Consider the following 12,207-nt stretch of genomic DNA (forward strand, 5'->3'; position numbering starts at 1 on the left):
CAGAGGAATAGCAACACGATATGATAAGCTAAAGTGTAGCTATGAGGGGGCAGTTGCATTAGCTTGTATATTTATTTGGCTACCTTTATCGGGTAAATTCTATACTTGAAATGTCAACAGACCCTAATGATTCTAAAATAAAACTGATGGATTTTTTAGAGTTGAGCACCTACTTATAAAAACTCGCGCCTTTGATCACATACAGCCCGATCACTCATAAGATCAAATCAGACCGATCCAGTAAAATAGTGGCTCAAAATAAGCCTTAGTTCAATGAAGATTCACACTAGAGCCAGTACACATTAAAGCTATAATAAAACTCCAGCACTTCAAAACGTACGTTATAGCCCAGTTCAGTCAACTCGGCTGATAAAGCCCGAATATCTTCCAAAGGCAAATGTTTGGGAAATACAGTAATGACTGCGGTATTGCCCTGTTTCGCATTTTCTTCAATTAACTTGGCTAGACGCGGCTTATAGACCTCAATATTTAAATTGGCCACATCTGATAAAACCTTGGCCTGATCCGCCGTCATAAAAGTCATTTTTTATTTTCTCTTTTGATGTAATTTCATCAAGTTAAATGATTTAAACCAAAAGCCGTATTTCATTTTTGTATCAGGTAACTAAAAAATAACAAGCAAAAAAAATCCCTCTGCAGAGGGATTTTTTAAATAGAAACTTACTGACCGGGCAGTGGAATATATTGGGAAGAACTGTTTTGTGCTTTACGCTCAGTCACTACTACATCCAGCATCATGGTTTTTCCAGCACGCTCTACTTCAATCTGAATGGTACTATTCGGCTTTTGCAGGGCAACAAAATTAATCAAATGCGAAGCCGAACTAATCTCTTCCTCATTCACTTTCATAATTTTGTCGCCACGCTGGATGCCCGCTTTCGCTGCCGGTCCATCTGCCAGCACTTCTGCGACAGTCACCCCTTTCTCTTTAGGTTGCAGTACATCATCACGTTCTGTCGGTAATAAACTGATTCCTAACCAGCCACGAACGACACGGCCATCTTTCAGAATAGCATTCATCACCTGCTGGCAGATTTTGGCTGGAATGGCGAAACCAATCCCCAGTGAACCACCAGTTTGCGAGAAAATTGCCGTATTCACCCCAATCAGGTTACCTGCGACATCGATCAAGGCTCCGCCTGAATTTCCCGGGTTAATTGCAGCGTCGGTTTGCACAAAGTCTTCATAGGTATTAATGCCCAGATCTGAACGCCCTGTTGCTGAAATAATCCCTTGCGTTACGGTTTGACCCACACCAAATGGGTTACCAATGGCCAAAACGACGTCACCGACTTCATTGCCACTCAATTTAAAAGGCAACACGGGTAATTGATCCAGTTCAATTTTAATCACTGCCAGATCGGTATCTGGATCCATTCCCACAACTTTTGCTTCAGCACGTCGTCCATCCTGCAATGCCACCACAATCTGGTCTGCCTGTGCAATCACATGATTATTGGTCAGGATATAACCATCAGGACGTACAATCACCCCGGAACCTAAACTGTTCTCATTCGGACTTTGTCCATACTGGTCAGGCAACTGATCGCCAAAAAACTCACGAAAGACCGGATCGGTCAGCAAAGGATGAGCCTGCTGTTTGACTTTTTGAGTGGTAAAGATATTGACTACAGCCGGCGCTGCCACTCTTACCGCAGCACTATAGGAGACCACGCCTCCTGAGCGCGACGTATCAATCAACGGCTCTACTTTTTCAGCAGGCATCTTGACACCATCTGGTGCAACCGGTGCTTTTGGTTTTTGTAGTTGTTGCCACCCCAAAAAACCGATAATGACCAAAATCAGTAACACCCAGGGTAACCATGTAAAGGTGCGGCGCACGTTGTTATCCTCTAAAATATTTTAATTCGTTGATGACTAAGTAATTTGTGTTCTATTGTAATGCGAAATACATAACTAAACACAAAAAATTCCACAGAGTTTTGTGCAGCTTTAGTTACAATTAAATATAAAGATAAATATTAGCAAATTTTTAAACGAACAGGAATTTTATGGCGAATTTAAACGATATTATTCAGTGGTGTGAACAGACTTTGGCAGCACGTGAATTTAAGGACTATGCACCGAATGGCTTGCAGATTGAAGGTAAATCTGAGGTCAATAAAATCCTGTGTGCCGTGAGTGCTTCGCAAAGTGCGATCGAAGCGGCAATTGAGCAAGGCGCAGATTTACTGCTGGTTCATCATGGCTATTTCTGGAAAGGTGAAGCCTATCCGATCACTGGTATGCGCGGTAAACGGATTAGAGCCTTAATTCAAAATGATATCTCTCTGGTTGGCTATCATCTGCCTTTAGACAGTCATCCAACTTTAGGCAATAATGCGGCGATTGCAGATTTATTAGAACTGGAAAATATTGAACAGTTGGATCCGAGTGAACGCCATCCGATTGGCAATATTGGCTATTTAAAACAACCGATGCGTCCTGAATATTTTAAAAACCATATTTCAGAAAAACTTGGCTTTGATGCAATTCATCTTCCTGCGGACAAAACTCAAATCCATAAAGTCGGTTTCTGTACCGGTGGTGCGCAGGATTATATTCATAAAGCAGCGCTACAAGAGTGTGATGCTTATATTTCTGGTGAAGTGAGCGAACGCACCTTCTATGAAGCTCAGGAACTGAATGTACATTATTATGCCTGTGGCCATCATGCCACTGAAAAATATGGTGTACAGCACCTGGCCAAAGCGATTTCAGAACAGTTTAATATTGAGTATGCTTATTACGAATTAAACAATCCGATTTAATTCTCGCTGACAGCATTTTCCACGAGCTTTATTTATATATTTTCAGGATTTATTGTGTATTGTTATTTATACGCAATGCCCATTTGGTCCGATTATCTATTACAATAAAGCCACTTATTGTTAAAACCCAGCTAAATGCAAGGAATTGAGAACATGACAACCATTACTTTACCAGCATTACCTTATGGCTACGAAGATCTTGCTCCACACATCAGCAAAGAAACTTTAGAATACCATCACGACAAACACCACAATACTTATGTGGTTAACCTGAACAACCTGATCGCTGGTACTGAGCTTGAAGGCAAAACTCTAGAAGAAATCATTACAGCAACTGCTGGTGATGCGTCTAAAGCAGGTGTTTTCAATAACGCTGCCCAAGTTTGGAACCACACGTTCTACTGGAACTGTATGGCTAAAAACGGTGGCGGTAAAGCAACGGGTACTTTGGCTGCAAAAATTGATGAAGCTTTCGGTTCTTACGAAAAATTTGCTGAAGAATTTGCTGCTGCTGCAACCACTCAGTTCGGTTCAGGTTGGGCTTGGTTAGTGGCTGACCAAGTAAACGGTCAACTGTCAATCATGAAAACTTCAAATGCTGATACGCCAATGGCGCACGGTAAAGTTGCAGTATTGACGATTGACGTTTGGGAACATGCTTATTACATCGACTTCCGTAATGCACGTCCTAAATACATCTCTACTTTCCTGGAAAGCCTAGTAAACTGGGATTATGCAAATGCGAAATATGCAGGTCAGCCTGCAGGTGTTGAGAAATAATTCTTTATTTCTTTGCTAAAAAATCACCCATTTCGGGTGATTTTTTTATTTTTAAGCCCCAAATGAATATTTATAAAGCAAACAATTCATTTCTTTACATTAATTGATTGACGACCTTGGGTTTCCTGCCTAAAATGCCGATCAGATTCTCCAATAGCTCAGTCGGTAGAGCGACGGACTGTTAATCCGCAGGTCCCTGGTTCGAGCCCAGGTTGGAGAGCCATCTATTCTTCCATAGCTCAGTCGGTAGAGCGACGGACTGTTAATCCGCAGGTCCCTGGTTCGAACCCAGGTGGAAGAGCCAAGATTCTAAAAAACCCACTCATTGCGAAGTGGGTTTTTTTATATCTGCTTTTTTTAAATTGAGATCGGTAGTGATATCTGTATGTACAATCAGCTACCTTATATTCTCTGATCCAGATCACTTACAAAAATTAAGGCTGATAACAATCTGACTGCTCAGACTGTTTACATAAACATAACAGTTTGAACTCCAAGCCTTTTCGACTATTTTTAAAACACTTGATTCAATTTCTTCGGCTTTTTTCTAAAAGTGCCTTGACCCCTTTTCAAATCTCTCTATAATCGCTGTCAGATTCTCCAATAGCTCAGTCGGTAGAGCGACGGACTGTTAATCCGCAGGTCCCTGGTTCGAGCCCAGGTTGGAGAGCCAATCTATTCTCCCATAGCTCAGTCGGTAGAGCGACGGACTGTTAATCCGCAGGTCCCTGGTTCGAGCCCAGGTGGGAGAGCCAAGATTCTGAAAAAACCCACTCATTGCGAAGTGGGTTTTTTTATTCGTCCCTATTTGTGATCTGTGTTTAATTTGAGTCAGTTTATATTTTTTGTGATTGGCTGCCTGGCAACTTTTGCGTTAGTTTGCCTGCTCTTCCCACATCTGTTCACCCGTCAAAAAAAATTCTATCCGAAGCGTGTGATTACTGCTTTTGAAAGCAGGATGTTTACACGCCTAAAAGAAGCCTTTCCTCATCATCATATTCTGGCTCAGGTTGCCTTTAGCGCCTTGATTACGCATGACCAGATGAACATGCGTAATCAGTTCAATCGTAAAGTTACAGATTTTGTGGTGCTTGATCGTGACTATAATGTACTGGCCATTATTGAACTGGATGATCCCAGCCACATTGGCAAAGAGCAGGAAGATGCTGAACGGGATGCTATGCTGATTGCAGCAGGCTATACCGTGATTCGATACACTCAGATTCCAAGCATCAGACAACTGCAAAGAGATTTGAGATAATTTAAGGTAAGGTTACTGCGCTTTCGGATGCAGCTTGGGTTGAATTTGTATCTTGCTCTGCTTTGAGCTTTTCCGCAGCTTCTCGCGCTTCGATGCGCGCAATCATTTCTGCCTGCTGCTGTTTATATTTTTCCTGATTTTTAGCATCACTATTTACCGCAAGAAAAGCCATACTCACCAAAAATATCGGTATACATAATACCAGCGCACCTAAAATTACCAGCTTTTTAACACTGCGGGGCTGCGGCTGCTCAGACATAACAAACCTACTTTAATTTCTTCACTTAATTGCACTGCTCAATATAACAAAATAAAGTCATAGCTCAAGTCTTTGAAAAGTTTTACTGTAAAAAAGGAGCCGAAGCTCCTTTGTAGATCTTAATAACTCTATTCTTTACTTAGCTGGCATATGCTCTTCAATAAATGCAACCAGTTCAGCATTCTTTTCTACAATTGCTTGAGTATGTCCTGCGCCCTCAACCCCTAGGAAAGTCACGTCTGTACCCAAAGCTGCCAAATTCTTTTGCAAAACATCTGTAACATCATAAGGTACTGCCATATCTTCCTTACCCTGAATAATCATGACTGGTACACTGATTTTTTTAGTCGCGGGTTGGTTCTCCACCAAAAATTCTTTCACAGATCTGTTTTGATCAAAAGCATCTATCAACCCCGGATATTCAGCTACTGTTCTTCCAGGATTCTGCCGCAACCATTGATCGATATCTGCACTAAACTCTGTCATTAAATCGCCTAGACACAAGCCATTTTCACCAGTGGTTCCTTCTGCACGCTCAGCAACCAGTTTTGCACTGGATTCAAAAATATTCTGATATACAAAATTTGGCTCATAAGCTTTAATTCCAACTGCCACATATGCTGCATAAGCAAGTAATTCTGAATACACAGCTTTGGCAGTTCCTGCCGGAACAACACCAGCACCCTCGCCCAAAACTAATCGATTTAAAGCTTGTGGGGCAACTGTACCAATAATATAACCTAGGCTGGAGGCTGGTGCCGCAGCAACCGCTGCCTTATAGTTTGGATCATTTCCTGCAAATTCTGCCGTTGCAAGCGAAGCATGCCCCCCTTGTGATTGACCCACAGAAACCCAAGCTCCATTAAATCTATTCCCTTGCTGTTGCTTAAATCCTTTCACTGCATAAATTGCAGATTGTGCCGCACTCTCTAAATGTAAATAAGGATGAATGCCCTGTGTACCCAATCCTTCATAATCAGGAGCAACAATCACATAGCCTTTGGCAAGCAGACTCTCAGCCATGGCTTTAAAGCGTGGGTTAAAAGTATTTCGACTTGGCGCACAACTATCACCGCTCCCTACTGTACCGTGCTCCCAGACAACAACACGCCAACCATCTCGTGGTTGTTGTGTTCGCGGATAAATTACCAAGGCAGTAGCTTCTGCAGTCCTATTCTGTACATTTGGCATGTTATAGCGCATAACCCGAATACTTGATGCTTGAGACATAACATCTTGGGTATACGTTTGTTCACCGAGAAAAACCTGAGGCTGCGGGACAAAGAAATCATTATCATCATCGTTACACGCAGATAAAAATAGTACCGAGGAACACAGCACACCTAACATCAATTTCTTATAACTGTTCTGCATATTTCTATCCTTTTATTGTTATTCCCTATCTCTTAATCGAGATCACTCAAAATTAATCATAAAAAAAGCATCCTTTATAGGATGCTTTTGTTGTTATCCGACATACGGTAATTATCTTAGAGCAAACAATATTCCCACAAAAATAATGAGGCCAATCCAACGGTTATGACGGAATGCCCAAAAACATAGCTGTGGATTTTTATCGCGAGTTTTAAACCATTGGTAAATAAAATCAGCAGCAACCAGCAAAAGTGCTAACAAGCCAAATGGAATCAATAAATTTTCCAGCCAAAGTGCAGCACCTATCAATAAAATACTGCTCGCCTGCAGGGTGCTAATAATTGAAATATCATGCTGGCCAAACAAGATTGCAGTCGACTTCACCCCTATCTTTAAATCATATTCACGGTCTGCAATCGCATATTGAGTATCGTAGGCCACAGTCCAGGCCAGATTACCAAAATACAATAACCAGCAAGTCAGATCAGGTGTTTGCCCAACAGCGGTATAGGCCATGGGTATGGCCCAGGAAAATGCTGCACCCAAAAATACCTGAGGCAAATGGGTATAACGTTTCATAAAAGGATAAATAAACGCTAACAGCAAAGCCCCAAATGACCAGTAAAAAGTTTCGATCGGCAAGAAAAATAGCAGACAGGCGCTGGCAGCCACCAAAACCAGAAATACCATCACCGCTTCTTTGGCGCTGATGACTCCGGTCGCTAGTGGTCGGTTTTTAGTACGCTCCACATGCGCATCGACTTTACGGTCAGCAAAATCATTGATGGCACAACCCGCCGCCCGCATAAAAATCACACCCAAAATCATGGGAATTAAAATTTCAATGCGTGGCATCCCCTGAGCCGCGATCCATAACGCCCACAAGGTTGGCCAAAAGACCAGTTCAGTACCAATCGGTTTATCAAAACGACAAAGATAATAATAGGCGCCAAGACGCTCACGCCAGGTTATTGCTTGTGCAGTTGCCATATAAAGTCAAGCCCTTGAATTTTGTATAAAGTGTTCAAATGCCGGTAAAAATGTTTCTTGTACGATAAATTTACAGCCGTGCCAAGTATAGCAGCTCTGACGCGTCCAACCCTCTTCTAAAAGAATGACCCGACGCTGGCAGAGTGGATTCGTCCGTTGAAACAGGAACCAGCCAATTGGCTTAGTCCCAATATGCTGAAAGATTCGGGCTTTTTTTTGCAGGCTTAAAATTGGAAAAATACTCTTTGCTTTCACCCAGGGCGACTGTTCTGAACCATAGAGATAGCTTTCCCGCACCCAGGAAGTATGCTGATGTGACATCTGCATCCATTTGGCATTGGCGAAGCTTAAACGCTGAAAATGCTCTTGAATAGGCTCAACATGAAATTGTCCCTGCGCCAAGCCGGTCAATTGCTGTGTCAGAGAACCTGATGCATACAGCCATGGTTTTAGCTCAGCAGACATAGTGGGCATCAAGGCATGCTGATTTTTAGAAAAATACGTCATGTTTAACAGTTATCTGCTTTAGCAATCACTTCAAATTTGCCTTGGGGTGTTTTAATTAAAATTAAGCCTTCAGCGCTTAAATAAAACTCTTTTGGATAGTCAAATGTAAGTGCCAGTTCAGGATTTTTCAGTTCAACAAACTGTGCTTGTTTATAACCTTCAATGGTACGCCCTACTTCCAAATACGTAACTTCAGAAAAATTTAACTTAAAACCTTGCGCATGGTCTTTAGGATCATTCCAAGGAAAAAATCCGGTATGTTTTTTACGTGGTTTAGTCATAACAATCTAATTCAACATTCTTTGCTTTATATTAACCCAGTATAGAAAAAACCCGCGACATGCGCGGGTTTTTTACAGTGAAATTCTTGAAAGAATTACAGGCTGTAGTACATCTCGAATTCAACTGGGTGAGTGGTCGTGTTTAAACGACGCACTTCTTCAGTTTTAAGTTCGATATAGGCATCAAGCATGTCTTTCGTGAACACGCCACCTTTCAGCAGGTAATCATGATCTGCTTCAAGTGCTTCAAGCGCCATATCCAGACTATGCGCCACAGTCGGGATTTTCGCTTCTTCTTCAGGAGGAAGATCGTACAGGTTTTTGTCAGCCGCTTCACCTGGATGAATCTTGTTTTGGATACCGTCGATACCTGCCATCAACAATGCCGCGAAACCGAGGTACGGGTTCATCATTGGATCTGGGAAGCGAGCTTCAATACGCTTGCCTTTCGGGCTTGACACGTAAGGAATACGGATAGATGCAGAACGGTTACGCGCTGAGTAAGCCAGCATAATCGGTGCTTCGAAATGCGGAACCAGACGCTTGTACGAGTTTGTAGAAGGGTTGGTTAATGCATTCAATGAACGCGCATGTTTGATAATACCGCCAATGAAGTACAATGCCATTTCTGAAAGGCCTGCATATTCATCACCAGCAAACAAGTTCTTGCCATCTTTAGAGATCGACATGTGAACGTGCATACCAGAACCGTTATCGCCAACCATTGGTTTAGGCATAAAGGTTGCTGTTTTCGCATATTGATGCGCAACGTTCCAAACCGCATATTTAAACTGTTGAACTTCGTCCGCTTTACGAACCATGGTGTTGAAGCTTACACCAATTTCCAACTGGCAAGATGCAACTTCATGGTGATGTACTTCTACACGACCTGGGCCCATGATGTCTTCAATTTTGGCACACATATCTGCACGCATATCATGTGAAGAATCAACTGGAGGAACCGGGAAGTAACCACCTTTTACGCGTGGACGGTGACCAGAGTTACCACCTTCGTAGTCATTGTTGGTTGACCAGGCCGCTTCTTCAGCGATCAATGTATGGCGCGCGCCAGACATATCGATTTCCCATTTCACTTCGTCAAATACGAAGAATTCTGGTTCTGGGCCAAAGAATGCTGTATCACCAATACCTGTCGATTTTAGGTATTCTTCAGCACGGCGAGCAATCGAACGTGGGTCACGGTCATAACCCTGACCTGTAGAAGGCTCAATCACATCACAAGTCACAACAACTGTAGGCTCGGCAAAGAACGGGTCGATGAAACCGGTTTCTGCATCTGGGCGTAAAATCATGTCAGATGCTTCGATGCCCTTCCAACCAGCAATTGAAGAACCGTCGAACATTTTACCGTCTTCAAAAGTATCTTCGTCGATTGTATCTGCTGGGTAAGTCACATGTTGCTCTTTACCTTTAGTATCCGTAAAACGGAAATCGACCCATTTCGCGCCACTTTCTTGGATGAGTTGAAGGACTTTGTTCGCCATGCTCATTTTGCTCCGATGAATTTTTGTTGCACTCGTTACGTGCGTGTTAGTAGTTGGTAGTCATTAAGCAATTACCGTACCAACTATTCAAAGTATAGATAAAATCTTGAAATCTATATAAGAAATCATGAAGTGACAAAAATACTTTGCGACTATTATACTAGTTGAGAAACTAAATGCACTATATTCAGGCATTCTTCATTTATTTTATTTCTGCTTTATTTTTTAGCGCACCTAAATAGTGCAATCACCTATAGAAGTGTATTAAAAACATAGTTTTTTATATAAAATTTGCTACTTTTTCGTGTATTTGTTTAAAAAACACCCATATGTTGCTAAAAAATTGACTGTTTTCTTATGGTCTGAGACAAACAGAGATCTGCAACATGCAGTTGCTCAGTGAATATTTTGAGGCATTTTCTTTAAATATACTTTCTACACCATAGTCTATATAAATTTCTATTATTCAAGTGATGCTTTTTTCAACAAACTTTAGATCAATATTGCTGATTATTTTTAACTTATCAATTTTTCCCTAAAAAATACACAGCCTAAAGTTTCTTTAAGTAAGTCTATTACTTTAAATCATGATTAAAATTTTATTTCAGTTGATACAGATGCTTTTAAAGCAAATAAATTGAGCAAAATTGTTGCGCCGAATACGGCTATTTTTTGCTATGATGAATAGTGCTTTATTTTCACACAATGAAATCAATGATTTAGTCGTGGTACACCCGTGCTTGCAATAAGCGCAAATAAAGTACGATCTGGACAACTTTAGCACAGTTAAGTGCATTAATTTCAATAGGTTAAGCTCATGCTTTTAATGGTCGACAACTATGACTCCTTTACTTACAACATCGTTCAATATTTTGGCGAATTGAATCAAGAAGTAAAAGTAGTCCGTAATGATGCCGTGACATTGGAAGATATAGAGCGATGGCAACCCAAGTATTTAGTGATTGGCCCCGGCCCATGCTCGCCGAGTGAAGCAGGCATTTCGATTCCTGCGATTCAGCATTTTGCTGGAAAAATTCCGTTATTGGGCGTTTGTCTCGGCCATCAGAGTATTGGTCAGGCATTTGGCGGTGACATCATACGTGCCAAACGTGTCATGCACGGCCGTCTGTCGGATATGTACCACAGCGATACCGGGATTTTCAGCAATCTTCCGTCGCCATTTCCTGCAACGCGCTATCATTCCCTGGTGATTGATCAAGCCACCTTGCCTGAATGTCTGGAAGTGACCTGCTGGACCAATGAAGCCGATGGCTCTATGGAAGAAATTATGGGGGTAAAACATAAGACATTGCCGGTCGAAGGCGTGCAGTTCCATCCTGAATCGATCCTGAGCCAGCATGGCCATCAAATCTTTAAAAACTTTCTCGAAATTTATGCCTAAGAACATCTTATGAATATTCAACAAGCTTTAAACAATATTACCAAAAACATTCACCTGACTCAGGATCAAATGCAAGACGTGATGCGTGCCATCATGTCAGGTGAAACCACTGATGCCCAGATTGGTGCCCTGCTGATGGGTTTACGCCTTAAAGGTGAAAGCATTGATGAAATTACCGCAGCCGCACGGGTCATGCGTGAACTGGCTACCAAAATTGATGTCAGCGATATTCCCTATTTAGTCGATATTGTCGGTACAGGCGGTGATGGTCAAAACCTGTTTAACGTCTCTACCGCGTCTGCATTTGTGATTGCAGCAGCAGGCGCAACCATTGCTAAACATGGCAACCGTGGCGTTTCAACCAAATCAGGCTCGTCAGATTTACTGGAACAGGCTGGGATTAATCTTGACCTGAATATGCAGCAAACCGAGCGTTGTATTCGTGATGTGGGGGTCGGGTTTCTGTTCGCACCGAATCATCATACAGCCATGAAATATGCAATCGGCCCGCGTAAAGAATTGGGGATTCGCAGCATTTTCAATTTACTTGGCCCGCTGACCAATCCGGCCGGCGTCAATCGCTTAGTCATTGGCGTGTTTTCCAATGAACTGTGCCGTCCGATTGCAGAAGTGATGAAACAGCTCGGTGCTGAACATGTGATGGTGGTGCATTCTCGCGACGGGCTGGATGAGATCAGTCTTGCCTCTGCAACGTATGTGGCTGAGCTAAAAAATGGCGAAGTGACTGAATGGGAAATTACCCCTGAATTGGTTAATATCGAATCTCAAACCTTGACTGGTTTAATTGTAGAAGATTCTGCACAGAGTCTGGCATTAATCAAGGATGCATTGGGCAAGAAAAAATCAGAGATCGGTGATAAAGCGGCCAATATGATTGCCCTGAATGCCGGTGCAGGTATTTATGTTTCCGGTTTGACCAGCAGTTATAAACATGGTGTTGCATTGGCACATGACATTATTTATGGCGGCCAGGCTCTGGAAAAAATGAGTGTGCTGTCTGAATTTACCAAAACCATTAAACAATACGAAGCTTAA

Annotated in this window: 13 protein-coding genes, 4 tRNA genes and 1 pseudogene; 10 read left to right on the forward strand and 8 right to left on the reverse strand. The window is 42.1% G+C overall.

The window, feature by feature from the left end; all coding sequences use genetic code 11:
- A pseudogene (locus tag FTU44_RS10655) lies at window positions 1-109 on the forward strand (IS5/IS1182 family transposase); the annotation flags it as partial.
- 177 nt (window positions 110-286) lie between these two features.
- Here FTU44_RS10655 and FTU44_RS10660 read toward each other — a convergent pair.
- Window positions 287-544, reverse strand: coding sequence for a hypothetical protein (locus tag FTU44_RS10660; protein ID WP_005096427.1), 258 nt, complete (start codon window positions 542-544; stop codon window positions 287-289).
- 137 nt (window positions 545-681) lie between these two features.
- The gene (locus FTU44_RS10665; RefSeq protein WP_005096426.1) at window positions 682-1,863 is read right to left on the reverse strand and encodes a trypsin-like peptidase domain-containing protein; all 1,182 of its coding nucleotides are present in this window, start codon (window positions 1,861-1,863) and stop codon (window positions 682-684) included.
- A 170-nt stretch (window positions 1,864-2,033) separates the two neighbouring features.
- On the opposite strand from FTU44_RS10665, the gene FTU44_RS10670 reads away from it, so the two are divergent.
- From FTU44_RS10670 to FTU44_RS10700, 7 genes are all read left to right on the forward strand, one after another.
- Window positions 2,034-2,792, forward strand: coding sequence for a Nif3-like dinuclear metal center hexameric protein (locus FTU44_RS10670; protein ID WP_180050658.1), 759 nt, complete (start codon window positions 2,034-2,036; stop codon window positions 2,790-2,792).
- Between the two features lie 153 nt (window positions 2,793-2,945).
- Window positions 2,946-3,572: a superoxide dismutase gene (locus FTU44_RS10675; protein WP_159138016.1), complete on the forward strand. Its 627-nt coding sequence runs from the start codon at window positions 2,946-2,948 to the stop codon at window positions 3,570-3,572.
- A 147-nt stretch (window positions 3,573-3,719) separates the two neighbouring features.
- Window positions 3,720-3,795 (forward strand) — tRNA-Asn (locus tag FTU44_RS10680).
- A 5-nt stretch (window positions 3,796-3,800) separates the two neighbouring features.
- A tRNA-Asn gene (locus tag FTU44_RS10685) sits at window positions 3,801-3,876 on the forward strand.
- Between the two features lie 293 nt (window positions 3,877-4,169).
- Window positions 4,170-4,245, forward strand: a tRNA-Asn gene (locus FTU44_RS10690).
- 6 nt (window positions 4,246-4,251) lie between these two features.
- Window positions 4,252-4,327, forward strand: a tRNA-Asn gene (locus FTU44_RS10695).
- 62 nt (window positions 4,328-4,389) lie between these two features.
- Window positions 4,390-4,833, forward strand: coding sequence for a DUF2726 domain-containing protein (locus FTU44_RS10700; protein ID WP_005096422.1), 444 nt, complete (start codon window positions 4,390-4,392; stop codon window positions 4,831-4,833).
- 1 nt (window position 4,834) lies between these two features.
- Here the strand turns inward: FTU44_RS10700 and FTU44_RS10705 are convergent, their stop codons facing one another.
- The 6 genes from FTU44_RS10705 to glnA all read right to left on the reverse strand — a co-directional run bounded on the left by FTU44_RS10705 (window position 4,835) and on the right by glnA (window position 9,755).
- Window positions 4,835-5,092 carry a hypothetical protein gene (locus tag FTU44_RS10705; protein WP_005096421.1) on the reverse strand — a complete coding sequence of 86 codons (258 nt, stop codon included), beginning with the start codon at window positions 5,090-5,092 and terminating at the stop codon, window positions 4,835-4,837.
- Window positions 5,093-5,227: 135 nt separating this feature from the next.
- Window positions 5,228-6,466 (reverse strand): S9 family peptidase, encoded by a 1,239-nt coding sequence (locus FTU44_RS10710; RefSeq protein WP_159515954.1) that lies wholly within the window; start codon window positions 6,464-6,466, stop codon window positions 5,228-5,230.
- A gap of 111 nt (window positions 6,467-6,577) precedes the next feature.
- Complete coding sequence (ubiA, locus tag FTU44_RS10715) at window positions 6,578-7,456, reverse strand: 4-hydroxybenzoate octaprenyltransferase (protein ID WP_100357214.1); 879 nt, start codon at window positions 7,454-7,456, stop codon at window positions 6,578-6,580.
- Window positions 7,457-7,462: 6 nt separating this feature from the next.
- Window positions 7,463-7,930: a chorismate lyase gene (locus tag FTU44_RS10720; RefSeq protein ID WP_034609065.1), complete on the reverse strand. Its 468-nt coding sequence runs from the start codon at window positions 7,928-7,930 to the stop codon at window positions 7,463-7,465.
- A gap of 35 nt (window positions 7,931-7,965) precedes the next feature.
- Window positions 7,966-8,244: a hypothetical protein gene (locus FTU44_RS10725; RefSeq protein WP_074383029.1), complete on the reverse strand. Its 279-nt coding sequence runs from the start codon at window positions 8,242-8,244 to the stop codon at window positions 7,966-7,968.
- A 95-nt stretch (window positions 8,245-8,339) separates the two neighbouring features.
- On the reverse strand, window positions 8,340-9,755 hold the full coding sequence (glnA, locus tag FTU44_RS10730) for a type I glutamate--ammonia ligase (RefSeq protein ID WP_171063330.1): 1,416 nt from the start codon (window positions 9,753-9,755) through the stop codon (window positions 8,340-8,342).
- An 811-nt stretch (window positions 9,756-10,566) separates the two neighbouring features.
- Between glnA and FTU44_RS10735 the strand changes: the two genes are divergently transcribed.
- Both FTU44_RS10735 and trpD read left to right on the forward strand, forming a co-directional pair.
- Window positions 10,567-11,151 (forward strand): aminodeoxychorismate/anthranilate synthase component II, encoded by a 585-nt coding sequence (locus FTU44_RS10735; RefSeq protein ID WP_005096412.1) that lies wholly within the window; start codon window positions 10,567-10,569, stop codon window positions 11,149-11,151.
- A 9-nt stretch (window positions 11,152-11,160) separates the two neighbouring features.
- Window positions 11,161-12,207 (forward strand): anthranilate phosphoribosyltransferase, encoded by a 1,047-nt coding sequence (trpD, locus tag FTU44_RS10740; protein ID WP_005096410.1) that lies wholly within the window; start codon window positions 11,161-11,163, stop codon window positions 12,205-12,207.

Source organism: Acinetobacter sp. YH12105 (assembly GCF_013419095.1).
Lineage (GTDB): Bacteria > Pseudomonadota > Gammaproteobacteria > Pseudomonadales > Moraxellaceae > Acinetobacter > Acinetobacter pseudolwoffii.

What these genes read in the sequence shown, in the direction of transcription:
- FTU44_RS10660 (WP_005096427.1), bottom strand. Translation starts at nt 544, where the DNA reads ATGACTTTTATGACGGCGGATCAGGCCAAGGTTTTATCAGATGTGGCC.
- FTU44_RS10670 (WP_180050658.1), top strand. Translation starts at nt 2,034, where the DNA reads ATGGCGAATTTAAACGATATTATTCAGTGGTGTGAACAGACTTTGGCA.
- FTU44_RS10675 (WP_159138016.1), top strand. Translation starts at nt 2,946, where the DNA reads ATGACAACCATTACTTTACCAGCATTACCTTATGGCTACGAAGATCTT.
- FTU44_RS10705 (WP_005096421.1), bottom strand. Translation starts at nt 5,092, where the DNA reads ATGTCTGAGCAGCCGCAGCCCCGCAGTGTTAAAAAGCTGGTAATTTTA.
- FTU44_RS10710 (WP_159515954.1), bottom strand. Translation starts at nt 6,466, where the DNA reads ATGCAGAACAGTTATAAGAAATTGATGTTAGGTGTGCTGTGTTCCTCG.
- ubiA (WP_100357214.1), bottom strand. Translation starts at nt 7,456, where the DNA reads ATGGCAACTGCACAAGCAATAACCTGGCGTGAGCGTCTTGGCGCCTAT.
- FTU44_RS10720 (WP_034609065.1), bottom strand. Translation starts at nt 7,930, where the DNA reads ATGCCCACTATGTCTGCTGAGCTAAAACCATGGCTGTATGCATCAGGT.
- FTU44_RS10725 (WP_074383029.1), bottom strand. Translation starts at nt 8,244, where the DNA reads ATGACTAAACCACGTAAAAAACATACCGGATTTTTTCCTTGGAATGAT.
- glnA (WP_171063330.1), bottom strand. Translation starts at nt 9,755, where the DNA reads ATGAGCATGGCGAACAAAGTCCTTCAACTCATCCAAGAAAGTGGCGCG.
- FTU44_RS10735 (WP_005096412.1), top strand. Translation starts at nt 10,567, where the DNA reads ATGCTTTTAATGGTCGACAACTATGACTCCTTTACTTACAACATCGTT.
- trpD (WP_005096410.1), top strand. Translation starts at nt 11,161, where the DNA reads ATGAATATTCAACAAGCTTTAAACAATATTACCAAAAACATTCACCTG.